General features: G+C 35.0%; 25 protein-coding genes. 17 read left to right on the top strand and 8 right to left on the bottom strand.

The window, feature by feature from the left end; all coding sequences use genetic code 11:
• Nucleotides 1-53: 53 nt before the first annotated feature.
• The gene (locus CDH49_RS14380) at nucleotides 54-401 is read right to left on the bottom strand and encodes a hypothetical protein (RefSeq protein ID WP_100616235.1); all 348 of its coding nucleotides are present in this window, start codon (nucleotides 399-401) and stop codon (nucleotides 54-56) included.
• Between the two features lie 459 nt (nucleotides 402-860).
• Here CDH49_RS14380 and uxaC point away from each other — a divergent pair, with 459 nt between their 5' ends.
• From uxaC to CDH49_RS14360, 4 genes are read left to right on the top strand one after another with little or no spacing between them, the layout of a single operon-like run.
• Complete coding sequence (gene uxaC, locus CDH49_RS14375; RefSeq protein ID WP_100616234.1) at nucleotides 861-2261, top strand: glucuronate isomerase; 1401 nt, start codon at nucleotides 861-863, stop codon at nucleotides 2259-2261.
• A 44-nt stretch (nucleotides 2262-2305) separates the two neighbouring features.
• Nucleotides 2306-3634, top strand: coding sequence for an MFS transporter (locus tag CDH49_RS14370; RefSeq protein ID WP_204524832.1), 1329 nt, complete (start codon nucleotides 2306-2308; stop codon nucleotides 3632-3634).
• A gap of 16 nt (nucleotides 3635-3650) precedes the next feature.
• Nucleotides 3651-5096 (top strand): tagaturonate reductase, encoded by a 1446-nt coding sequence (locus CDH49_RS14365; RefSeq protein ID WP_100616232.1) that lies wholly within the window; start codon nucleotides 3651-3653, stop codon nucleotides 5094-5096.
• A 31-nt stretch (nucleotides 5097-5127) separates the two neighbouring features.
• Complete coding sequence (locus CDH49_RS14360; RefSeq protein WP_100616231.1) at nucleotides 5128-6738, top strand: UxaA family hydrolase; 1611 nt, start codon at nucleotides 5128-5130, stop codon at nucleotides 6736-6738.
• A 77-nt stretch (nucleotides 6739-6815) separates the two neighbouring features.
• Here CDH49_RS14360 and CDH49_RS14355 read toward each other — a convergent pair whose 3' ends face one another.
• Nucleotides 6816-7484 (bottom strand): bifunctional 4-hydroxy-2-oxoglutarate aldolase/2-dehydro-3-deoxy-phosphogluconate aldolase, encoded by a 669-nt coding sequence (locus CDH49_RS14355; protein WP_100616230.1) that lies wholly within the window; start codon nucleotides 7482-7484, stop codon nucleotides 6816-6818.
• Between the two features lie 84 nt (nucleotides 7485-7568).
• On the bottom strand, nucleotides 7569-8609 hold the full coding sequence (locus tag CDH49_RS14350; protein WP_100616229.1) for a sugar kinase: 1041 nt from the start codon (nucleotides 8607-8609) through the stop codon (nucleotides 7569-7571).
• 189 nt (nucleotides 8610-8798) lie between these two features.
• Here CDH49_RS14350 and CDH49_RS14345 point away from each other — a divergent pair, with 189 nt between their 5' ends.
• Nucleotides 8799-9827 (top strand): LacI family DNA-binding transcriptional regulator, encoded by a 1029-nt coding sequence (locus CDH49_RS14345; RefSeq protein WP_100616228.1) that lies wholly within the window; start codon nucleotides 8799-8801, stop codon nucleotides 9825-9827.
• Nucleotides 9828-9995: 168 nt separating this feature from the next.
• A complete protein-coding gene (locus CDH49_RS14340) occupies nucleotides 9996-10679 on the top strand; it encodes a hypothetical protein (RefSeq protein WP_157805329.1) in 684 nt (227 codons plus the stop codon).
• Nucleotides 10680-10755: 76 nt separating this feature from the next.
• Here the strand turns inward: CDH49_RS14340 and CDH49_RS14335 are convergent, their stop codons facing one another.
• The 5 genes from CDH49_RS14335 to CDH49_RS14315 form a co-directional block, all read right to left on the bottom strand.
• Nucleotides 10756-11082 (bottom strand): hypothetical protein, encoded by a 327-nt coding sequence (locus tag CDH49_RS14335; protein WP_100616226.1) that lies wholly within the window; start codon nucleotides 11080-11082, stop codon nucleotides 10756-10758.
• A 240-nt stretch (nucleotides 11083-11322) separates the two neighbouring features.
• Nucleotides 11323-11712 (bottom strand): rhodanese-like domain-containing protein, encoded by a 390-nt coding sequence (locus CDH49_RS14330; protein WP_100616225.1) that lies wholly within the window; start codon nucleotides 11710-11712, stop codon nucleotides 11323-11325.
• Nucleotides 11713-11722: 10 nt separating this feature from the next.
• On the bottom strand, nucleotides 11723-12043 hold the full coding sequence (locus CDH49_RS14325; RefSeq protein ID WP_100616224.1) for a rhodanese-like domain-containing protein: 321 nt from the start codon (nucleotides 12041-12043) through the stop codon (nucleotides 11723-11725).
• A 108-nt stretch (nucleotides 12044-12151) separates the two neighbouring features.
• Nucleotides 12152-12769 carry a thioredoxin family protein gene (locus CDH49_RS14320; protein ID WP_100616223.1) on the bottom strand — a complete coding sequence of 206 codons (618 nt, stop codon included), beginning with the start codon at nucleotides 12767-12769 and terminating at the stop codon, nucleotides 12152-12154.
• A 33-nt stretch (nucleotides 12770-12802) separates the two neighbouring features.
• Entirely contained in the window at nucleotides 12803-13342 is a 540-nt protein-coding gene (locus CDH49_RS14315) for a TlpA disulfide reductase family protein (RefSeq protein WP_100616222.1), read from the bottom strand.
• Between the two features lie 136 nt (nucleotides 13343-13478).
• On the opposite strand from CDH49_RS14315, the gene CDH49_RS14310 reads away from it, so the two are divergent.
• The 11 genes from CDH49_RS14310 to CDH49_RS14265 all read left to right on the top strand — a co-directional run bounded on the left by CDH49_RS14310 (nucleotide 13479) and on the right by CDH49_RS14265 (nucleotide 22940).
• Nucleotides 13479-13940, top strand: a complete 462-nt coding sequence (locus CDH49_RS14310; protein WP_100616221.1) for a MarR family winged helix-turn-helix transcriptional regulator — start codon at nucleotides 13479-13481, stop codon at nucleotides 13938-13940.
• Between the two features lie 270 nt (nucleotides 13941-14210).
• Complete coding sequence (locus CDH49_RS14305; RefSeq protein WP_100616220.1) at nucleotides 14211-15614, top strand: anthranilate synthase component I family protein; 1404 nt, start codon at nucleotides 14211-14213, stop codon at nucleotides 15612-15614.
• Between the two features lie 88 nt (nucleotides 15615-15702).
• Nucleotides 15703-16266: an anthranilate synthase component II gene (locus CDH49_RS14300; RefSeq protein WP_100616219.1), complete on the top strand. Its 564-nt coding sequence runs from the start codon at nucleotides 15703-15705 to the stop codon at nucleotides 16264-16266.
• 169 nt (nucleotides 16267-16435) lie between these two features.
• Nucleotides 16436-17428 carry an anthranilate phosphoribosyltransferase gene (gene trpD / locus CDH49_RS14295; RefSeq protein WP_100616335.1) on the top strand — a complete coding sequence of 331 codons (993 nt, stop codon included), beginning with the start codon at nucleotides 16436-16438 and terminating at the stop codon, nucleotides 17426-17428.
• Nucleotides 17425-18207 (top strand): indole-3-glycerol phosphate synthase TrpC, encoded by a 783-nt coding sequence (gene trpC, locus CDH49_RS14290; protein ID WP_100616218.1) that lies wholly within the window; start codon nucleotides 17425-17427, stop codon nucleotides 18205-18207. Before trpD ends, trpC begins: the two co-directional genes overlap by 4 nt.
• A 77-nt stretch (nucleotides 18208-18284) precedes the next feature.
• A complete protein-coding gene (locus CDH49_RS14285) occupies nucleotides 18285-18938 on the top strand; it encodes a phosphoribosylanthranilate isomerase (protein WP_100616217.1) in 654 nt (217 codons plus the stop codon).
• Between the two features lie 234 nt (nucleotides 18939-19172).
• Nucleotides 19173-20354 (top strand): tryptophan synthase subunit beta, encoded by a 1182-nt coding sequence (gene trpB, locus CDH49_RS14280; protein WP_100616216.1) that lies wholly within the window; start codon nucleotides 19173-19175, stop codon nucleotides 20352-20354.
• An 83-nt stretch (nucleotides 20355-20437) separates the two neighbouring features.
• A complete protein-coding gene (gene trpA, locus CDH49_RS14275) occupies nucleotides 20438-21202 on the top strand; it encodes a tryptophan synthase subunit alpha (protein WP_100616215.1) in 765 nt (254 codons plus the stop codon).
• Nucleotides 21202-21654, top strand: a complete 453-nt coding sequence (locus CDH49_RS14270; RefSeq protein ID WP_100616214.1) for a tRNA (cytidine(34)-2'-O)-methyltransferase — start codon at nucleotides 21202-21204, stop codon at nucleotides 21652-21654. Before trpA ends, CDH49_RS14270 begins: the two co-directional genes overlap by 1 nt.
• 157 nt (nucleotides 21655-21811) lie before the next feature.
• Complete coding sequence (locus CDH49_RS15765) at nucleotides 21812-21955, top strand: hypothetical protein (RefSeq protein ID WP_193434742.1); 144 nt, start codon at nucleotides 21812-21814, stop codon at nucleotides 21953-21955.
• Nucleotides 21956-22115: 160 nt separating this feature from the next.
• The gene (locus CDH49_RS14265) at nucleotides 22116-22940 is read left to right on the top strand and encodes a helix-turn-helix domain-containing protein (protein WP_100616213.1); all 825 of its coding nucleotides are present in this window, start codon (nucleotides 22116-22118) and stop codon (nucleotides 22938-22940) included.
• The last annotated feature ends 4 nt before the right edge of the window (nucleotides 22941-22944 follow it).

Below are 22944 nucleotides of genomic sequence, written 5' to 3'. Positions count from 1 at the left end.
AACGCCCTTTTTACAAAAAACTGAGTTAATGGATATGCTCTTCGATACTAGTATTATTCTAATGTACTAGAGGTATCATCTTTCTTTTTTGCTTTTTTAATAGCTGATTCTTCTAACCAATTGCCATCTTTATCTGCATATACAGTACTAGAGCTTCCATCAATTGTAAGTTCTAGTTTGTATTGCTCGCTAGCATTTACATAAGCTTTGGCAATAGTAGCTGTTGCAAAATCATTTTTTACAGCACTTGTAACTGCTTCAGGTAATTGATCTACCGCTACTTCATTGAATTCCGCATTCATTACAATGCTAGTAGATTCCATTGGTAAATTGTTGTTAGGTAATGCAAATGTTGAAAATCCACCTGCCAAAATTGCTACTGTTAAGATTAATTTTTTCATGATTTTTATTGTTTAAGTTTATATTATTTATTTACAATTAGAATAAAGAAATAAACATGCCATGAATGGAATTGAAACAAACAAAACTTTCAATGTTCTGTTTATCAGTTATTTGGTATATTTTTAGCAATTTACTTTATAAAAAGATAATGTGTAAAATTGTGTAATTTAAGAAAGCGTTGGGTAAAGTTTACACGGTTTTAGTTGGATTGGAAAACATAGTGGCCCTAATAAAGACTATCAAAACTTAACATTAAAATGAATTAGCTCAAAAGTCCATAAATTTAGTGTAGTTAATGAAGAAGACCTTATATTTGTAATTATAAAGATAAAAACTGAAAATGCCATTTTTATCTTCAAAGGCTAGTGTTTTTAAGTCTATAATTTCTCAAATGGATGATAGGCTACGAGCTGCCACAGAAAAACCTTCAAATGAAAATTAATATTTTATAAAATATAATGAGCTCTAGATTTATTCATGACAACTTTTTATTAGAAAATAAGTATGCCGAAGAACTTTACCATAACTATTCAAAAAACCTTCCAATTATAGATTACCATAATCACCTACCGCCCCAACAAATTGCTGAGGATAAAACCTTTGAAAATATTACTGATGTTTGGATAAACGGTGACCATTACAAATGGCGCGCCATGCGTACTTTAGGTATTAAGGAAGAATTTATCACTGGAACCGCTTCGGATAAAGATAAATTTTTGAGTTGGGCAAAAACAGTACCTTATACCATGCGTAATCCATTATATCATTGGACGCATTTAGAGCTAGCTCGATATTTTGATATTTACGATTTACTAAACGAAAATTCCGCAGAAAAAATATATCAAACAACATTTGAAAAACTCCACTCTGGAGATTATACATGTCGGCAATTACTAAAAAAAGCAAATGTTGAATTTGTTTGCACCACAGAAGATCCTACAGATAATTTACAATACCATCAACAATTGGCTAAAAGTGATTTTTCAGTCAAAGTTAGTACCGCTTTTAGGCCAGACAAAGCCATCTTAATTTCTAACGATGGCTATAATGATTATATTAATTCCCTAGAAAATGTTGTGGGCACTTCTATTAATAATTATTCCGATTTATGTGATGCCTTAAAGAACAGAATCGACTTTTTCCATAAAAATGGTTGTAGAATTTGCGACCACGGATTGAGCCATTTGTATTATGAAAACTTTACGGAAAATGAAATTAATACCATATTCGAAAAGAAACGAGAAAATAAAGAGATAAGTAACGAAGAAGCTTCTAAATTCCAAAGTGCCATTTTATTGTTTTTATGTGAAACATATCATGAATATGGTTGGATTCAGCAATTTCATATAGGCGCACTAAGAAATAACAATACGCGTATGCACCGCATTTTAGGACCAGATACAGGTTGGGATTCTATTGGCGATTATCCGCAAGCTCAAAAATTGTCTGCCTTTTTGAATGCTTTGGATAGTAAAAATAAATTGTGTAAAACCATTATTTACAACTTAAATCCAGCCGATAATGAAGTCATGGCAACCATGATAGGCAACTTCAATGATGGTAGTGTAAAAGGCAAAGTACAGTGGGGCTCTGGTTGGTGGTTTTTAGATCAAAAAGATGGTATGACTAGGCAATTAAACACGCTTTCCAGTATGGGATTAATAAGCTGTTTTATAGGTATGTTAACCGATTCCCGTAGTTTTTTATCGTTTCCTAGGCACGAATATTTTAGACGCATACTTTGCAATCTTCTAGGTGAGGAAATAAAGAAAGGGGAATTACCAAATGATATGGAATGGATAGGCAAGTTGGTTTCAGATATTAGTTACCATAATGCAAAACAGTACTTAGAGTTATAAATTTTCAGAGTCACCAACAAACAACCAAGATAAATTAAATGATTATGAATGATACCAAAAAGACAGGAACTTACCGTTACCGCATTTTAGCATTATTGTTTGCCGCAACTTCAATTAACTACTTTGACCGAAGTTTAATGGGGGTTATGTCGCCCGATTTAATCGAATGGTTTGGATGGACAAAACAAGACTATTCATTAATAATAATGTCTTTTCAAACGGCATATGCCATTGGCTTACTGAGCATGGGAGGTTTAATAGACCGTTTGGGAACAAAAAAAGGATATATTGTATCTATTGGTATCTGGAGTGTTTTCGGAATGTTACATGCTGCCGTAGGCAAAAGTTATAGTTTTATAGGGTTTGTGCTAGCACGTTTCGGATTGGGCTATGGCGAATCAGGTAATTTTCCTGCTGCCATAAAAACCACTGCGGAATGGTTTCCAAAAAAAGATCGAGCGTTTGCAACGGGCATTTTTAATGCTGCCACAAGTGTTGGCGCCATTGCAGCGCCATTTGTTATTGCTGCTATTGTATATTGGTCTGGTGGTGAAAGAGGTGTGGGAGATTTGGTAAATTGGCAAATTCCATTTTTAATTACAGGGGTATTAAGTGCTATATGGGTATTTTTTTGGTGGAAAACCTATCAAAAACCCGAAGGGCATCCTAAGGTGTCTCCTGAAGAAATGGCATATATAAACAGTGATTCGGTCATGGAGAATCAAGAAAAGATTGCTTGGGCACGTGTACTCCCGAAAAAAGAAACGTGGGCGTTTGCTTTAGCTAAGGTAACTGATGCCGTTTGGTGGTTTTACTTATTCTGGGGCGCCATTTTCCTTGCTGATAAGTTTGAGGTTGATATTAAAAATATGGGATTACCGTTTCTCGTCATTTATCTTTTAGCTGATGTTGGAAGTATTTTTGGCGGATGGCTTTCTGGAGCCTTTATTAGAAAAGGCTGGTCTATTAACAAGGCAAGAAAAATAACCTTGCTTATTTGTGCCTTAATTATTTTGCCAGTTGCATTTGTTGCCATTACTGATAATAAGTGGCTAGCCATTTGCTTGATTGGATTGGGCGCTGCTGGACATCAAGCTTGGTCTGCAAATATATTTACTTTGGTATCAGATGTATTTCCTAAAAAAGCAACAGCCTCAGTAGTAGGTATTGGTGGTATGGTAGGAGCGGTATCAGGAATTATAAGTAGTTTTATTTTAGGTTCTGTATTGGATAATGCAGGTAATACTGGTTTCTTTTGGGCTTTTTTAGTAGCAGGATCTAGTTATCTAATAATACTTGGATTTGTGCATTTGTTAATGCCGAAAATGACACCTTTAGATGAAAATTTAAAATCAGTTTATAGTTTAGATTAAAGATTGTAGCGTATAAATGAAAAAATTAAATAGAAAAAATGTTGGTTTGGAAACGAAGCTTCCAATAAAGATAGTACAATTCGGTGAAGGAAATTTTTTAAGGGCCTTTGTTGGATATGCGTTCCAAGAACTAAATAAAGTAACAGATTTTAATGCAGGCATTGCCGTGGTGCAACCCATAGACAAAGGTTTGGTAACTATGCTAAACGATCAAGATGGTTTGTACACCTTATTTATGAAAGGCGTTAAAAAAGGCGAGGAAATTCAAGATATAGAGCTTATTTCCAATATTGTAAAAGCTGTTGACCCGTATGCCAATTTTAATGATTATTTAAGTTTGGCGAAAGAAGCCTCATTGGAATTCATTATATCAAATACAACAGAAGCTGGTATTGCCTATGTGAGTACCGATACTCCAAAAATGCAACCGCCAAGTTCGTTTCCTGCTAAATTAACCCTGCTTTTAAACGAACGTTTTAAGTATTTTAATGGTGATGCCAATAAAGGTTTAACCATCATACCTTGCGAACTTATCAACCATAATTCCGAAACTTTAAAAGAGATTATTTTAAAATATGTAGCGGATTGGAATTTAGGAAACGATTTTAAAACATGGTTATTGGAAAACAATGCGTTTCATAGCACATTGGTGGACAGAATTGTACCTGGATACCCAAAAGATGAGATTGAAAATTACAACAGCCAATTAGATTATCAAGATAATTTAATCGTAGCTGCTGAAGCATTTTTCCTTTGGGTTATTGAAGGTGGTGACGATTTAAAAGCAAAATTGCCGTTTAGCAAAACCGATTTAGATGTGAAGATTGTTGATGATATGCAACCTTACCGAACCAGAAAAGTTCGGATTTTAAATGGCGCTCATACGGCTATGGTACCTTTTTCCATTCTTTACGGAAATAAAACCGTAAAGCAATCTGTTGATAATGCCTTCACTGGCGAGCTTATAAATAAAGCTGTTTTTAATGAAATTATTGATACTTTGGATATGGATAAAGCAGAACTAAATAGTTTTGCTGATGAAGTGTTCGATCGTTTTAGAAATCCATTCATCATCCATAACTTATCGAGTATTGCATTAAACTCCATATCTAAGTTTACGGTTAGGGTATTGCCAAGTTTATTGGGATATGTAAAAATCCATAAAAAGACACCAACCAACTTAACTTTTGCTTTTGCGGCCTTAATCCGTTTTTACAAAGGCACTTGGAACGGAGAAACCTTGTCAGTTCAGGATAATGATGATATTGTTGCTACATTTACAGAAATTTGGAAATCCAATGATTATTCAGAAATCTCGAAAAACGCATTGAGTATTAAAGATTATTGGGGAGAAGATTTAACAAAGATTGACGGTATTACCGAAGCCATTGCCCTAGCCTTGAAAGAGATTGACACCAATGGCATTGAAGCAGGATATAATAATTACAGTAAAAAGTTCTAAATTTTATTAAAGAACTATAATATATTTAAACATGCAAAAAAAACTCATAAAAGTCCATCCTACTGATAATGTAGCCGTAGCACTGGTAAATTTGAAAGCAGGTGATATTGTATCTTTTGAAGGAGAGGAAATTAATATATTATCTCACACTAAAGCTAAGCACAAAATCGCCTTGGAAACTTTTGAAACTGGAGCTAGGATCATTATGTATGGCGTTTTAGTTGGCAGTGCCAATAATACTATTCAAAAAGGGGACCTATTAACTACCGAAAATGTTAAGCACCAAAGTGAAAAGGTATATGGTAGAACCGAAACATTTAGTTGGACACCACCAAATGTTGATAAATGGAAAGACAAAACCTTTTTGGGCTACCATAGGGAAGATGGCCAAGTAGGAACCGAAAATGTGTGGTTGTTTTTTCCATTGGTTTTTTGTGAAAATAGAAATATCGAAATTTTAAAAGATGTTTTTGAAAAAGAACTTTTAAAACAAAAAGCAAATCCTTATCAAATGTTGCTTCGTTCCTTGGTGAATAATGGAGGCGAAGAGGCTTTAGTTAGTAATGATTCTGTAAATGTATTTGATAATATTGACGTAAAATTTGTGACACATCCGGGTGGTTGTGGAGCGATTAGGCAGGATTCTGAAAGCTTAGCGAAACTATTGGCAGGCTATGTAAATAATCCAAATGTAGCTGGTGCAACAGTTTTGAGTTTAGGTTGCCAAAATCTTCAGATAAATACTTTTAAAAATGCCTTGGATGCTATCAATCCAAACCTAAATAAACCTGTTCTTATTTTTGAGCAGCAACAAATGGGAACCATTGATAATATGTTAACCACAGTTGTAAAAGAGTCTTTTGAAGCCATTAGAAAAGCTAATAATGCAAAGCGAGAGCCAGCACCATTATCGAAATTAAAAGTTGGTTTGGAGTGTGGAGGTTCAGATGGTTTTTCAGGCATATCAGCTAACCCAACACTAGGAGCGGTTTCAGATATGTTAGCCGCTTTAAACGGTACCGCTATTTTATCGGAATTTCCAGAATTATGTGGCGTTGAACAAGAATTGGTAAACAGATGTGTTCATGATAAAGACGGTGAAAAGTTTTTAAAATTGATGAAAGCTTACGAAAAAACCGTTGTTGATGCTGGTTCCGGATTTGATATGAATCCGTCTCCCGGAAATATAAAAGATGGCTTGATTACCGATGCCATGAAATCGGCCGGAGCTGCCAAAAAAGGCGGTACCTCACCTGTACAAGATGTTTTAGATTATGGTGAATATATCACGAAACCAGGACTTAATTTATTATGTACACCAGGAAATGATGTGGAAAGCACCACAGCAATGGTAGGTGCTGGGGCGAACGTGGTACTGTTTACTACTGGTTTGGGCACGCCAACGGGAAATCCTATTGCACCGATTATTAAAGTGTCTTCAAATACGGAGCTTGCAGAAAAAATGCCAGATATTATTGATATAGAAACTGGTGCCGTTATCCGTGGTGAAAAAACCATAGAAGAAATGGCAGATGACATGCTCGAATTTATTATAGATGTCGCAAGCGGAAAAATACAAACCAAAGCTAAACTATTAAATCAGAATGATTTTATTCCTTGGCGCAGAGGGGTATCGCTATAATGCACTACAAATTATATTAAAACGGAAAAGCTCAGATTAAATCTAAGCTTTTCCGTTTAACAAAATTATAGTTCCTCTTACTTTCTAACAGACTTTATAATATCCAAAGCATTTTTAACATCCTGCTCTAACTTAGCATAATCTTTATTGGCTATGATGTCTTTTGATATTAATTGAGATCCCATCCCCACACAGGTGACACCCGCATCAAACCATCCTTTTAGATTGTCTTTGGTTGGAGACACACCTCCTGTAGGCATAATGCTCGTCCATGGTTGAGGTCCTTTAACACCTTTTACAAAATTTGGTCCGTATAAATCCCCTGGAAATAATTTTACTATTTCGCAACCTAATTCTTCAGCTTTAGCAATTTCGGTTACAGAGCCACAGCCTGGAGACCATAACACTTTTCTTCTATTACAAACAATAGCAATATCTTCCCTCAATACAGGAGTTACAACAAAATTTGCTCCTAGTGCCATATATAATGAGGCCGCTGCTGCATCGGTAACAGAACCAACTCCCATAATCATTCCGGGAAGTTCTTTAATCGCATATTTTGTTAATTCGCCAAAAACTTCATGAGCAAAATCACCCCGAGCAGTAAACTCCATTAATCTCGCACCACCATCATAACAGGCTTTTAATACGTTTTTGCTTAATTCTAAATCACTATGGAAAAATAAAGGAATCATCCCTGTTTCTTTCATAGCTAGTGCTACTTCTATTCTTGAAAATTGTGCCATTTTTATATGTTTATTCGTTTAATCGTTGATTTGTTGAACTGTGTAAACGATTAAACAATTACACAATTCAACAAATAAACTAATCTATCTCGCTACTCTACCTGAGGCATCGCCACCCATTAGTTTTGTGACTTCTTCTACAGTTACCAAATTGGCGTCACCTTTAATAGTGTGCTTTAAACAAGATGCTGCCACTGCAAAATCCAAGGCATTTTGGTCGTTGTCCGGATAAGTTAACAACCCATATATCAATCCGCCCATAAAACTATCTCCACCACCTACTCTATCAACGATATCGGTAATTTGATACTGACGGGTTTCATACATTTTTTTACCATCGTATAAAACACCTGCCCATGTGTTGTGAGATGCAGAAATAGAACCTCTTAACGTCGTAATGACTTTTTTAGCTCTTGGGAATTTTTTCATCATTTGTTGGCAAACAGATAAAAAAGCTTCTGCTTTTACATCATGTCCGTGTGTTTGTACATCCAAGCCTTCTGGTTTAATTCCGAAGTGCATTTCAGCATCTTCTTCATTTCCTAAAATGACATCACAGTACGAAGTCAATTCAGTCATAATAGCTTCACGATCGCCACCATATTTCCAAAGTTTTGCTCTGTAATTTAAATCCGTTGAAATGGTAATTCCTAATTTACTGGCTACTTTAACCGCTTCTAAACAAGCATCAGCCGAACTTTGTGAAATAGCTGGTGTAATACCTGTCCAATGAAACCATTCAACACCTTTAAATACCTCATTCCAATTAACCATACCTGGTTGGATTTCGGACATCGCCGAATGTGATCTGTCGTAAACGACTTTACTTCCTCTAGATACTGCTCCAGTTTCCAAAAAGTAAATCCCTAAACGCTCGCCACCCCAAACAATTTTATCGACACCAACACCTCTTTTACGCATTTCCATCATAGCACATTGACCAATATCATTTTTTGGCAATCGTGTTACGAAATCTACTGAAATACCATAATTGGCTAATGAAACTGCTACATTAGATTCTCCTCCACCGTAAACAACCTCAAAATTGTCCGCTTGAGAAAATCTTAAAAATCCTTGGGGAGCTAATCTTAGCATGATTTCTCCAAATGTTACAACTCTACTCATTTAATAAATTTATTAATTATTGTATTTGGTTAATCGTTTGAACATGTTTTAAAAAATTACTTTCAAAAATATATACTTCAAAACAAAATATTTCAAATATAGATTTTTAAAGGATAATCCTAAATAAAAACGGCATGTTAACAAAAAAGATTATTTTTGTTCAAACGTTGAAACAAATATATACAAAAATTGGCTACCAAAAAAAAAACGACCATAAAAGATATTGCTAATGTATTGGGCATTACACCTTCGGCGGTTTCAAAAGCACTAAGCAACCATCCCCGAATAAGTGATAAAACCAAGACAGCCGTTTTACAAATAGCCCAAAACTTAAACTACCAACCCAACCATTTGGCCTCTGCTTTAAGAAAAGGCAAAAGCAATTTGGTTGGCGTTATTATTCCGAAAGCCAACAGCCATTTTTTCTCTTCCATCATAGAAAAAATTGAAGAGGTTTTAAATGAAAAAGGCTATAACGTTATCATAGCGCAATCAAACGAATCCTATAAAAAAGAATGTAAAAGTATTGACGCTTTATTATACACGCAAGTAGATGGCATTATTGCTTCCATGGCGAATGAAACCGTTAAATTGGATTATTATGAGAAAATTAAATCCAAAGGTATTCCCCTAATTTTATTTGATAGGGGTGAAAATGATTTGAATGTGGATTATGTTGGCATTGACGATTATTTGAGTAGTCATTTAGTGATTGAACATCTGGTTGAACAAGGTTGTAAAAGAATAGCCCATATTGCTGGTTTTAGCCATACAAGAATCTACAAAAACAGGATTAGGGGTTATAGAGATGCCTTAGAAAAATTTGGATTACCCATAGAAGAATCACTAATTATAGAAAGCAATTTACGTATTGAAGATGGCAGACGCATTATGAACCAGCTTTTAGGGCTTAAAAATAGACCTGATGCCGTATATGCTGCAGGAGATTATGCAGCCTTAGGAGCGCTTCAAGTGTTACAGGAAAACCATATAAATGTTCCTGAAGATATCGCTTTGGTAGGTTTTACTAACGAGCCTTTTACCTCTTTAGTTACGCCGTCCATCACGTCTGTTGAACAGCATAGCGAACAAATTGGTAAAGTAGCTGCGGAAACACTTTTAATGAGATTAGATTCCCCAAACGAAAAGGTGTCATTAAATAAATTAATTCTTCCAGCAGAACTTATCATTAGATCCTCATCTAAAAAGTTAGCCTAAAAACAGATAATTTCTTTTTAATTAAGCATTTAATAATACTCATAAAACACAAAAACCATCGCTTTACTAAAAGTGTTAATAAATATCCATCAAGTTAAAAAAATGCCTAATTTAGGCTTGTCAAAAATTTTAAAAAAATCAGTATTGATTTCAACCAAAATGACATTTATGAAAAAATATATACCGCTTTTTTTTGTGCTATTTAGTTTTCTAGGATACTCCCAAAATGATGAAAGTAGAACGTATGCTTTTGATCCCATTGTTTCACTTGACGTTCCTAATACCTTTTATGAATCGGATACGCTTGTTGATGGCGTGAAAATCCATCAAATAAGATTCAAAACAAATACCTATGATTTTATTGCTCAAAAAGTGCTTTTTCAAGATGAAAACCAAAAAGAAAGCCTTTCAAGATTACCATACGATTATGCAAGTTTAATTGATGAATACAATCGTGTTATTGCTAGAATGAGATATAGGGTTCCTTATTATTTAAAGACCACAACACTTGTTAAAAAAGAAGGTTTTACGGGTTACAACCTAAAATTTGCTAACGATCAAGAGACGCCTACATATGAAGCTGAATTTTATTTATTGAATAAAAATTTATATACATTTTTCTATGCAAGCGATACACATTTTGATAAAGACGTTGTTGCTGAACTTTTTAATTCAATTAAAATAAACACGAATCAAGATATCAGTCAGTATTTAGGTAAACCGCCAAAATATAGAATAGGCTATGTTATTGCAACTTATTTTTTCTTGAGTTTAATGCTAGTAGGATTTATAATTTATTTAATAAAAATTTACAGAAAAAAAACTGGTAAAACAGATTTTTTAAAGGAATAAAAGCCTTAATTATACATAAAAAAAGCAGCCCCTAAAAATAAATTTTTAGGGGCTGCTTTTTTTATACTATGCTTTTTTAACCAGCTTGTTGTTTTTTCATTTTATCAACTTTCATCTGGTTCAATTCTTCTTCCAAAAGATCTGTTTTGTTTTTCTTAGTTAGCTCTAATTGTTGCAATTCCATCCTAATTTCCGCACTTCTTTTTAAAGACTTGTTTAAGGTTTCATCTCTGAGCTCCTTTTTAATCAAGCTCTCTTTTTTTCTTGCTTCTTCAAGTTCAGCTTGCTCAATTTTTAACTGCTTTTCTTTTCTTTTTTCCAAAACATCGGGAATATATGAGTATCCATAAATACTTATAAATAATAAAGCCAATATTGCTAATATCAAATAACCGTGTTCCATAAAAATTTAGAATTAATAATTAAATTTAAAATTAAAGGATAATTACTCTTGAACTGAATAATAAAATAAAAGTATATAAAAAGAAAATATAAATAAAAATAACAAGTTGAACCGCTTAAAAAAAAGATAAAATAAAAAAAACAAGAAAAAATCTCGAATAATTCAAAAACAAGTAAAAGAAAATGCGGTTAGGATTAAGAATTAAAGCGTATGCGCTTTTTGATAATTTGTAGTAGTAATTTAGTTTTCAAGTTCTAAACCTTCATGTTTCCATTTTGAAAAACCGCCGTTTAAATCATAAATTTTAATAAATCCTATTTCAATCATTTTTTCGGCACATTTCGCACTTCGTTTACCAGAATTGCAATAAAGATACACCGGTTTTTCTTTGTCTAATTTATTGATATCATCAAAAAATGTAGGTGAAAAAAAATTGATGTTTTGAGCCCCTTTAATGTGGCCTTTATTATATTCTTCTTGAGTTCTAACATCAATTAATTGAACATTGTCAGCTTCCAAGAAACTTTGCATTTCTTCTGGAGTGATGACAGTGATTTTTGAACTTTCAGCTTCTTTACAACTCGAAAAAGCTATAAGAAGTAATAAATATAAGTAGGGTAGTTTCTTCATTTGGCTTAAGTTAGTCTATATCAACAATATCTCCAGTCCATTGCAGCATACCTCCTTCAAGGTTATAGGCATTTCCAAATCCTAATTGCTCCATGATTTGACAAGCTTGTCCGCTTCTGTTGCCAGACCGACAATACACATAATAATTTTTGCTTTTATCTAAAGCTTCCAATTCATTTATAAAATCTTGTCCTCTATAAAAATCAATATGAATGGCATTAGGAACAATACCTTCTGATACCTCGGCATCCGTTCTAACATCAAGAATCACTGCATTATCATCACTCGCCAATTGTTCTGCCCATTCCTCTTGAGATAAATCTTCTATCATAATTTGAAATTAAATAATTACAAACTTAATATTTCTAATTTGAATATGAACGAAAAAAAATCTGAAGTGTTATAAACTTCAGATTTTTCTCTGTTTTTTTTCGATGAACTAAACTTTAATGGTACATCCAATAGCCTTAGTTTCTTTTTCAGGAACTTCATTCCCTTTAAGCAAGGCATTTACGGCATTCTCTACATATTTGGTCTTTACTGCTGAAGCATCTTGATAATTATCATCAATGGCGCCAATATATTTTACAACATGTCCTTTAGCTGTTTTTTGTAAAATAAATACATGTGGCGTTTTGGTTGCACCATATTTAGGGTAAATATTTTGGCCATCGTCCATTAAATAAGGAAAGGTAAACCCTTTTTCTTTTGCTCTCTTTTTCATGGCTTCCATACTATCACCAGGTTGCACATCTGGATTGTTAGGCATAATGGCAATGACTGGATAACCTAAAGAAGCATATTTATTATTAAGCGCTATGATTCTATCCTCATAACCCACAGCATACGGACAGGTGTTACAGGTAAAAGTAACTATAAAGCCTTTGGCATCTTTATAATTGGATAGAGAAACCATTTTTCCATCAACATTCATCAATTTAAAGTCTTCGGCAACATCGCCCACTTTATAACCGTCTGCTACTGCTATTTTATTAACAGTAAAAGCACTCATAACTACCACGAGTGTTACTAATGATAAAATTTTGATTGTTTTCATAGGTAAATATTTATTGTTTTTTAAAAATTAAGCTTATTTTAAAAATTGTTTTAATTCTGTTTCTAAAGACTCATAGGTAAATGATTGTTCATAAAACTTACTTGTATCGTTTTTATAAATGATGGTTGCAGGAATGGAGCCTGACCATTTTTCATTCACTTTGGGAATCCAAGTATTCATGTCTACATCATTTAATGCAACTACTTTGGATTTTATATTTTTGTCTTTAATAAAAGGTTTTAACTTGGACTCGTAAAGGTGTGGAAAATCCAAGCTCACAAAAAGCACTTCAACATTATCTTCTTTATATTCCTGATTCAACTTTTCAAAATAAGGCATTTCCTTTACGCAAGGGGCACACCAAGTTGCCCAAAAATTAACAACATATACCTTATCATCTTTTTTTTGTAAAAATTTTTGAAATCCATTAAAATCGTATACTTCAAGATCTGTATTTGCAACTTCAATCATGTTTTCTTCTCCTGCTTTAACAACATTTGAAGCGTCATTAGCTTTTTTATCATTACAAGAAGAAACAATAAGTGCTAATACCAAGAACATTATAATTCTCATTAATTTATATTTTTAATAAATCCATAGCTATAAATTTAGATAATACTAAACGTGTCTGTGATTGTTTAACAAAATTTTATAATTATATAAATATTTTAAAACTAATTATATACATTTGTATATACAACAGTTCGAGATGCATATTGAATCCATCTTAAAAATAAGTTCAGATTTATCATTATCTAAAAAAGCCATAATTAATGTATTATATACTTATGGCCTAGTAAATAAAACACTAAACGACGCTCTTAAACCTTTTGATATATCCATACAGCAATTTAATGTGCTTAGAATTTTACGTGGGCAGCATGAAAAACCGATTAGTTTAGAAACGATACAAGAACTCATGATAAACAAAATGAGCAATACCACAAGGTTGATTGATAAGCTTGTTATAAAAAAATATGTCAAAAAGACTATTAATAAAACCAATCGCAGAAAAATAGATATTACCATTACCCAAGAAGGATTAAAACTACTAGATATCGTAGACGCAATAATTGATAATACAGAAAAAAAAATCATCAGCTCTTTAACAGATGAAGAAACACAAGAACTGATTCGATTATTAGGCAAGGTAAGATTAATAGCAAACTAACTCTCTCTATCCCTGATGATCAGCATAAACTACCATATAACTTATGGTAGTTTTTTGTTTAAAAAAACACGTGAAAGTATTGTGTAATTATATTTTCATTTCTATATTTGACACAGTTAAAACAATACAATGAATATAATTTTAAATAATACTTGGTGGTGGTGCTTTAGAAACTTAAATTTCGTGAAGTAAAACCTAGTATATTTAAAACTTAAAATATCAAAAAGGCTTGTCATTCACGACAGGCCTTTTTTTATGAAACTATTTATGATGATGACATTTAATTTACATACGTATCACAAAAAAATATTAACCGATACCATTACACCAGTTACGGTTTACTATAAAATAAGGGATAAATACCCAAACAGCATCCTTTTGGAAAGTGGCGATTATCATGTAAGCCAAAAAAACTTCTCCTACATCTGTTTTAATCCTATTGCATCCATCAAAGTTGAAAACGAAATAATAACACAAACGTTCCCTGACGGAAGCACAACGGCAACCATTATAGATGATACCATCAATTTGGCTAATGAAATCCATCAATTCACAAAACGTTTTGAGGTTGATACAGAAGAAAATTTCAAGTTTATTAACAATGGCATTTTCGGTTACACCGCTTATGATGCCGTGAGGTATTTTGAAGATGTTGCTATTACCAAAAAAGAAAATTCCATTACCATTCCTGATGTGTATTATGCTGTTTATCAAAATATTATAGCCATAAACCATTTTAAAAACGAAGCGTATATTTTTGCACATTGTTTTAATGCCGAAAACAATATTCATGAAATAGACGAACTGATTAACATTCAAAATTTTCCTTCTTATAAGTTTTCACCGTCAGGTAACATCACCTCCAATCTAACCGATGATGATTATAAAACCCATGTAGAACTTGCCCAAAAACATTGCGCGAGAGGCGATGTATTTCAATTGGTATTATCAAAAAGTTTTACCCAAGAATTTAAAGGTGACGAGTTTAATGTGTATCGAGCTTTAAGGAGTATCAATCCGTCTCCCTATCTATTTTATTTCGATTATGGTAATTTTAAAATTTTTGGAAGTTCGCCTGAAGCCCAACTCATTGTCAGTGATGGCAAGGCCGAAATACATCCTATTGCTGGCACGTTTAAACGTACGGGTGACGACGTAAAAGATGCCGAACTGGCCGAAGCCCTTAAAAAAGACAGTAAAGAAAATGCAGAACATGTCATGTTGGTAGATTTGGCTAGAAATGATTTAAGTCGCCATGGTAGCCACGTCACCGTGGATAGGTATCGCGAAGTTCAATTTTTTTCGCATGTCATTCATTTGGTGAGTAAGGTTACTGGACAAAAACATCCTGAAACATCCACCATGCAAGTAGTTGCCGATACATTCCCTGCGGGAACATTAAGTGGCGCGCCCAAGCACAGAGCTATGCAACTGATTGAACAATACGAAAAAACAAGTCGCGGATTTTATGGCGGTGCTATTGGCTTTATGGATTTTAACGGCAATTTTAATCATGCCATTATGATTAGGACTTTTTTAAGTAAAGACCATAAATTACATTGGCAAGCTGGTGCCGGATTGGTTTCAAAGTCCAATCCAGAACACGAATTGCAAGAAGTTTACAATAAATTAGGTGCGCTAACAAAAGCTATTAAATTAGCGGAAGACATTTAAATATACTGTCATTCCTGCGGACGCAGGAATCCATTATAAATTGGAATATAAATTAAATAGATTCCTGCTTTCGCAGGAAGAACAAAATATGAAAATACTAGTTATAGATAATTACGATAGTTTCACTTACAATCTGGTGCATTATTTAGAAGATCTAGATTGTGAGGTTACCGTGTTGAGGAACGATAAATTAACCTTGGAAGATGTGGAACCATTTGATAAAATCGTGTTGTCACCAGGCCCTGGTATTCCAGATGAAGCGGGTTTATTAAAGCCCATCATTAAAAAATATGCCCCCACAAAAAGCATTTTGGGTGTTTGCTTAGGGCAACAAGCCATTGGGGAGGTTTTTGGTGGTTCGCTGATAAATTTAGAAGACGTCTATCATGGTGTGGCGACTAAAGTCACCATTACCGTGGATGATGAATCGTTATTTAACGGACTTGAAAAAGACATTGAAGTGGGACGTTACCATTCTTGGGTGGTGGATGCCAATTTACCAGACAGTTTAGAAGCGACCTCATTTGATGCCAACGGACAAGTCATGTCCTTGCGCCATAAAACCTATGATGTACGAGGTGTGCAATACCATCCTGAATCGGTGTTAACGCCGCATGGGAAGCAGATTTTGAGGAATTGGATTGATGGTTAGATGTTAGATAATAGATGTTAGACAATAGACAATAGACAATAGACAATAGACAATAGACAAAAGTAAATAGACTATGGATATAAGATATGAATCAATGAGTAACGCAGGAATCCCTTATAAACTAAAGTTGAATTAAATTTAGATTCCTGCCGTCGCAGGAATGACAAAAATGAAGCAGATACTTAATAGATTAATCAACCACGAAACCTTAGAAAGCGAAGAGGCGAAACAGATTTTGGTAAACATTTCCAACCAAATGTACAACCCAAGTCAAATTGCGTCCTTCCTAACGGTTTTTATGGTACGCAGCATCACCCTTGAAGAGCTCAAAGGCTTTAGAAATGCCCTATTGGAACTTTGTATCCCTATTGATTTAAAGGACTTCAATGCAATTGATTTATGTGGTACGGGTGGCGATGGCAAAGACACGTTCAATATTTCAACATTGGCATCATTTGTGACTGCTGGTGCGGGTGTGCATGTGGCTAAGCATGGTAATTACGGCGTGTCATCTGCCTGTGGTTCGTCAAACGTTATGGAATTCTTAGGCATTAAATTCTCGAATGATGAAGATTTTTTAAAACGTTCCATGGACAAAGCAGGCATTTGCGTATTGCACGCGCCGTTGTTTCATCCTGCCATGAAACATGTCGCACCCATTCGTCGGGAATTGGGCGTAAAAACGTTTTTCAACATGTTGGGTCCCGTAGTAAATCCATCATTTCCAAGAAATCAAATGGTGGGGGTTTTTAATTTAGAATTGCTACGGCTATATGGTTATTTATATCAGAATACTGATAAAAATTATAGCATCGTGCATGCCTTAGATGGTTATGATGAAATATCTTTGACAGGAAAAACAAAGGTGATTTCCAACGACAGTGAAACATTATTTTCACCAGAAGATTTGGGACTTCCACAAATAAAACAAGACGCTATTTATGGTGGCAACACTATTGAAGATTCCGCAAAAATCTTTATGGAGGTCATTCAAGGAAAAGGCACTGAAGCACAAAACAATGTGGTGTGTGCCAATGCTGGTTTAGCGATCGCCACCGTGAAACAGATTAGTCACAAACAAGGTTTTGAACTAGCTAAAGAGTCGTTACTTTCTGGAAAAGCCAAAACAAGTTTAGAGACATTAATTGCATTGAGTAAATGAATATATTAGATAACATAGTCGCTGATAAGCGCCAAGAAGTCGATTTAAAGAAATCATTGATTCCAATATCCCAATTGGAACAATCCATTTTATTTGAACGGAAAACGACCTCTTTAGCTCATACATTAAGAAACAGCACCTCAGGCATTATTGCAGAACATAAAAGACGGTCACCTTCAAAATCGACCATCAATCAGCATTTAAACGTACAGGATGTCGCCAAAGGTTACGAACATGCTGGCGTATGTGGCATGTCTGTTTTAACGGACTTAAAATACTTTGGTGGCGCTTTAGACGATTTATTATTAGCCAGAGCGAGTTGTAACCTACCTTTGTTAAGAAAAGAGTTTATCATTGACGAATACCAAATATTGGAAGCCAAAGCTTATGGTGCCGATGTTATTTTGTTGATTGCGGCGATTTTAACCAGAGCGGAAATCAAACAATATTCAGAGTTTGCCAAGAGTTTCCATTTGGATGTGTTGTTGGAAGTCCATAACGAAGAAGAATTACATAAATCCATCATGCCAAGTTTGGATATGTTGGGCGTCAACAATAGAAACTTAAAAACCTTTGAAGTCAGTTTAGACATTAGTAAAACTCTAAGTGAGATGATTCCAAATGAGTTTGTAAAAGTGTCTGAAAGTGGCATCAGCAATATTGAAGCCATTAAAGAATTACAGCCTTTTGGTTTCCAAGGCTTTTTAATTGGGGAGAACTTTATGAAAACGGCTGATCCTGGGGAAAGTGCTAGAGAGTTTATTAAAAGCCTCCTCTAACGCCTCCAAAGGAGGAGAACCTATTATAAATTGAACTAAAAACAAAAAGATTCCCACCTTCGCGGGAATAAGAAAATATGAAGCTTAAAGTTTGTGGTATGAAATACCAAGAGAATATAGAACACGTTGCAGCATTGCAACCAGATTATCTTGGCTTTATTTTTCACGAAAAATCCATAAGACATTTCGGTGAAAACCATATGCCCCAGATACCTCATACCATAAAAAAAACAGGGGTTTTTGTGGATGCCGAACTGCAAGATGTCATTGATAAAATAAACTTTTATCATTTGCATGCGGCTCAATTACACGGACATGAATCACCTGAATATTGTGAAAAATTAAAAACATATAACATTGAAATCATCAAAGCATTTTCAATGGATGCTAATTTCAATTTTGATGATTTAAAACCATATGAAACAGTTTGTGATTACTTTTTATTCGACACTAAAGGCAAATTACCTGGGGGCAACGGATACACGTTTGACTGGACAATTTTAAATAAGTATCCTTCCAAAAAACCGTTTTTTTTAAGTGGTGGTATTGGTTTAAACGAGGTTGAAAACCTTTTGTCATTCCTAGAAAAGCCAGAATCCAAATACTGTTACGCCATCGATGTGAACAGTAAATTTGAAATAGAAGCAGGATTAAAAGATATTGAAAAATTAAAGGAGTTTAAACATAACGTCATTACGAGGAATCCCGATAGCTATCGGGAGACGAAGTAATCTCATTAAAAGAAACAGTTTGTCATTCCTGCGCCGGCAGGAATCCATTATAAATTGAACATGCCGGAAAAATGGTATGGTAAGGAAAAGTTCTCGATACAAAATTCTAAAAAAAGAATTTTACTCGAACTGACAAAAACAAATTAAAGATTGTCATTCCTGCGCAGGCAGGAATCCATTATAAAATTGAACTAAAAACAAAAAAATTCCCACCTTCGTGGGAATAGAAATAATATGAACTACAACGTAAACGAAAAAGGCTATTATGGCGTATTTGGAGGGGCATTCATTCCAGAAATGCTCTACCCCAATGTAGAAGAACTGCGCCAAAAATATTTAGACGTGATGGCTGAACCCGACTTTAAAAAGGAGTTCAACCAATTGCTTAAGGATTATGTGGGTCGACCATCCCCACTCTATTTTGCCAAGCGACTATCCAAAAAATATAATACCAAAATCTACTTAAAGCGTGAAGATTTAAACCATACGGGTGCGCATAAAATCAACAACACCATTGGTCAGATTCTCATGGCGCAACGCCTTGGGAAAACCAGAATCATTGCCGAAACAGGCGCGGGTCAACATGGTGTTGCCACAGCTACGGTTTGTGCGTTGATGGGATTGGAATGTATTGTGTACATGGGTGAAATTGATATTGCCCGTCAAGCCCCCAATGTGGCACGTATGAAGATGCTAGGTGCTAAAGTGGTGCCTGCTTTATCAGGTAGCAGAACGCTTAAAGATGCCACCAACGAGGCCATTCGCGATTGGATCAATAACCCGATAAACACGCATTATATTATTGGATCGGCTATTGGCCCACATCCCTATCCAGATATGGTGACACGGTTTCAATCGGTCATTTCCGAAGAAATAAAATGGCAGTTAAAAGAACAGGAAGGCAGGGAAAACCCCGATTATGTGGTGGCTTGTATTGGCGGTGGCAGTAATGCCGCTGGTACGTATTACCACTTTTTACATGAACCTGACGTAAAGATTATCGCTGTGGAAGCTGCAGGGTTGGGCGTGAATTCCGGTGAGAGTGCCGCAACCTCTATTTTAGGAAAAGAAGGTATCATTCATGGTTGCAAAACCCTGTTGATGCAAACTACGGACGGACAAATCACTGAGCCATATTCTATTTCCGCAGGATTGGATTATCCCGGTGTTGGCCCCATGCATGCGCATTTAGCAAAAACAGGGCGAGCCGAATTTATGGCCATCACCGATGATGAAGCCATGACCGCTGGTTTGGAATTATGCCAATTGGAAGGCATCATCCCTGCCATTGAAAGTTCCCATGCGCTTGCCATTTTTGAGCAACGAACCTTTAAACCAGACGAAGTTGTTGTGGTGAGTTTATCGGGACGGGGGGATAAGGATTTGGATACTTATATAAAATATTTTAAACTGTAACGTCATTCCGAACGCAGTGAAGGCATCTTTTCAAAAGATTGCCACGTCACTTCGTTCCTCGCAATGACGAAAACAACATAATTATGAATCGTATACAAACAAAACTACAAGAAGACAAAAAACTTCTATCCATATATTTTACAGCAGGGTATCCCCATTTGAACGATACCGTAACCATCATTCAAGACCTAGAAAAAAGTGGCGTGGATATGATTGAAATCGGCTTACCGTTTAGCGATCCCTTAGCCGATGGTCCCACCATTCAAGCCAGCTCCACCCAAGCTTTGAAAAACGGTATGACGACTGAAGTGCTTTTCAATCAATTGAAAGACATCCGTAAGTCGGTTAACATTCCGTTAATCATCATGGGCTATTTTAACCCCATACTTCAATATGGTGTTGAGGCGTTTTGCAAAAAATGCCAAGAGGTTGGTATTGATGGCTTGATTATCCCCGATTTACCTGTAGATGTATATCACGATGATTATAAAAGCACGTTTGAAACATACGGCTTAATCAATGTGTTTTTAATCACACCACAAACATCTGACGACCGTATTCATTTTATTGATTCCGTGTCAAACGGCTTTATTTACATGGTAAGCAGTGCTAGCGTTACGGGCAGTCAGTCTGGGTTTGGCGTTGAGAATACCACCTATTTTGAACGCATTGCGAATATGAATCTTAAAAACCCACAAATTATTGGGTTTGGTATTTCAGACCATAAAACATTTACACAAGCTACAGAATATGCCAAAGGTGCCATTATTGGTAGTGCTTTTATAAAGTTTTTAAGTGATACCTCCGTAAACGCCATTCACGAATTTGTAAAAGCCATTAAAAACTAATGCCCTTAAACATAGTTTTAATCGAACCCGAAATCCCCAACAACACCGGCAATATTGGCAGGTTGGCCTTGGCTTCAGGTTCTCATTTACACCTTGTAAAACCGTTCGGGTTTCAAATAGACGATACCAGGTTAAAACGTGCAGGGTTGGACTATTGGCAACATGTTACCATCACTTATTACGAGGGCGTGGACGACTTTTTCAACATCCACAAAGACAAAACCATGGTGTTTTTGTCTAGCCACGGCCATAAAACCCATTGGGACATCCCTTTTGAAGACAATCTATTTTTAGTTTTTGGAAAAGAATCCGTAGGATTGCCAAAAACACTTACCGAAAAACATGCCGAAAGCCTTTATAAAATACCCTTGTACAGCAGCCACGTAAGAAGCTTAAATCTAGCGAATGCGGTTGGTATTGTGGTGTATGAAGGGTTGAGACAATTGAGATAAAACAAATTTTAAATAATGGTATTTTACTATTATTCGGCTATAATTATTTACCTTAAAAGCATGATTATTAACATCTATTTTCAAGTTTTAAGATACATTTAAGACCATTCCGCCATTAATTCCTTAACTTAGAGTATTAACCTTAAAAATAGAAATCATGGGAATTATAGAAGATAAAAAGAAATTTAAAACAACAAAAGAACAGACAACCCCAACAAATCCGAATGGGAAAACAAGTCCGAAAACAAATAAGTTTGATATTGATGAAAAAACCATCAAAAAGCAACAAAACAAGGGTTAATATACCCAACAGTTAGTAATACTCAACAGTTAGTATTTAAATTAAGAATAGCATTTATGTTAAGATAAATGCTATTTTTTTGTTTACATCATATCCATTCCGACATATAAAAAAACAGAAAAAGAATTGTTAATTGGTCTTTCAAGGCCTAAATTTGATCATGTTTTCTTATAAAGAATTTTCAACATCCACGGAACTCAGCGAATATATTGAATGCTATTGGGTCCTAAAAGGCTATGTAGATGCAGAAAATAATCTACAGGAAGTGCTGGTACCTGGCGGACGGTCGGAAATGATTTTTACCAATTCATCCGTGTTGTGGTATGGCGCCCATAAGAATGCCGTTCCGCTTCACTTTTCCAGTCCCCTATTACTCGGCCAAAGAAAAGTTGCTACATACTTAGGACTTACTGGCAACATTCATCTTTTTGGAGTTCGCTTTAAAATTTGTTCCTTACCCCTTTTCACAAAGCTTCCTGCCTGTTTACATTCCAATAACATCACACCATTATCAGAGATATTTGATGTAATTAACATTCCCAACGTAGAAGACTTGCCCCATATTGATGAAACCAACAATGTCAATGGTATTGAAAAATGGCTTAAGGACATCCTTACCAATCCGCCTAAAGAGTGGTTTGTATTGAAAGATTTTATCAATCGGTTTTCTGTTGAAGAAGACACGAATGACCAGATTAAAAAATTATCTGAAGAAAACCAATGGAACTATAAAAAAACCGAACGTCTCTTTTTAAAATATACCGGATTTTCACCCAGAACATTTATTAAGCTCTTACGATTTAGAAATACCATGGAATCGCTAGGCTCTAAACCCCAGAGTTTCACCAAAGCGGCATTGGATCTCGGATTTTACGACCAGTCCCATTTTATAAGGGAGTTTCAAAATTATACAGGCAAAAACCCTTCGTCTTTTTATAACAATCCCCCGGAAATGGCAAGCTTACTTTATAAAATTTCAAAGTAAGTGC

The organism is Confluentibacter citreus (assembly GCF_002807055.1).
Classification (GTDB): Bacteria; Bacteroidota; Bacteroidia; order Flavobacteriales; family Flavobacteriaceae; genus Confluentibacter; species Confluentibacter citreus.
This window is presented reverse-complemented; position numbering and strand designations above follow the sequence as displayed.

Bases quoted from the DNA above. Each gene is read 5' to 3' on its own strand.
- CDH49_RS14380 (WP_100616235.1), bottom strand. From the start codon at position 401: ATGAAAAAATTAATCTTAACAGTAGCAATTTTGGCAGGTGGATTTTCA.
- uxaC (WP_100616234.1), top strand. From the start codon at position 861: ATGAGCTCTAGATTTATTCATGACAACTTTTTATTAGAAAATAAGTAT.
- CDH49_RS14370 (WP_204524832.1), top strand. From the start codon at position 2,306: ATGAATGATACCAAAAAGACAGGAACTTACCGTTACCGCATTTTAGCA.
- CDH49_RS14365 (WP_100616232.1), top strand. From the start codon at position 3,651: ATGAAAAAATTAAATAGAAAAAATGTTGGTTTGGAAACGAAGCTTCCA.
- CDH49_RS14360 (WP_100616231.1), top strand. From the start codon at position 5,128: ATGCAAAAAAAACTCATAAAAGTCCATCCTACTGATAATGTAGCCGTA.
- CDH49_RS14355 (WP_100616230.1), bottom strand. From the start codon at position 7,484: ATGGCACAATTTTCAAGAATAGAAGTAGCACTAGCTATGAAAGAAACA.
- CDH49_RS14350 (WP_100616229.1), bottom strand. From the start codon at position 8,609: ATGAGTAGAGTTGTAACATTTGGAGAAATCATGCTAAGATTAGCTCCC.
- CDH49_RS14340 (WP_157805329.1), top strand. From the start codon at position 9,996: ATGAAAAAATATATACCGCTTTTTTTTGTGCTATTTAGTTTTCTAGGA.
- CDH49_RS14335 (WP_100616226.1), bottom strand. From the start codon at position 11,082: ATGGAACACGGTTATTTGATATTAGCAATATTGGCTTTATTATTTATA.
- CDH49_RS14330 (WP_100616225.1), bottom strand. From the start codon at position 11,712: ATGAAGAAACTACCCTACTTATATTTATTACTTCTTATAGCTTTTTCG.
- CDH49_RS14325 (WP_100616224.1), bottom strand. From the start codon at position 12,043: ATGATAGAAGATTTATCTCAAGAGGAATGGGCAGAACAATTGGCGAGT.
- CDH49_RS14320 (WP_100616223.1), bottom strand. From the start codon at position 12,769: ATGAAAACAATCAAAATTTTATCATTAGTAACACTCGTGGTAGTTATG.
- CDH49_RS14315 (WP_100616222.1), bottom strand. From the start codon at position 13,342: ATGAGAATTATAATGTTCTTGGTATTAGCACTTATTGTTTCTTCTTGT.
- CDH49_RS14310 (WP_100616221.1), top strand. From the start codon at position 13,479: ATGCATATTGAATCCATCTTAAAAATAAGTTCAGATTTATCATTATCT.
- CDH49_RS14305 (WP_100616220.1), top strand. From the start codon at position 14,211: ATGATGACATTTAATTTACATACGTATCACAAAAAAATATTAACCGAT.
- CDH49_RS14300 (WP_100616219.1), top strand. From the start codon at position 15,703: ATGAAAATACTAGTTATAGATAATTACGATAGTTTCACTTACAATCTG.
- trpD (WP_100616335.1), top strand. From the start codon at position 16,436: ATGAAGCAGATACTTAATAGATTAATCAACCACGAAACCTTAGAAAGC.
- trpC (WP_100616218.1), top strand. From the start codon at position 17,425: ATGAATATATTAGATAACATAGTCGCTGATAAGCGCCAAGAAGTCGAT.
- CDH49_RS14285 (WP_100616217.1), top strand. From the start codon at position 18,285: ATGAAGCTTAAAGTTTGTGGTATGAAATACCAAGAGAATATAGAACAC.
- trpB (WP_100616216.1), top strand. From the start codon at position 19,173: ATGAACTACAACGTAAACGAAAAAGGCTATTATGGCGTATTTGGAGGG.
- trpA (WP_100616215.1), top strand. From the start codon at position 20,438: ATGAATCGTATACAAACAAAACTACAAGAAGACAAAAAACTTCTATCC.
- CDH49_RS14270 (WP_100616214.1), top strand. From the start codon at position 21,202: ATGCCCTTAAACATAGTTTTAATCGAACCCGAAATCCCCAACAACACC.
- CDH49_RS15765 (WP_193434742.1), top strand. From the start codon at position 21,812: ATGGGAATTATAGAAGATAAAAAGAAATTTAAAACAACAAAAGAACAG.
- CDH49_RS14265 (WP_100616213.1), top strand. From the start codon at position 22,116: ATGTTTTCTTATAAAGAATTTTCAACATCCACGGAACTCAGCGAATAT.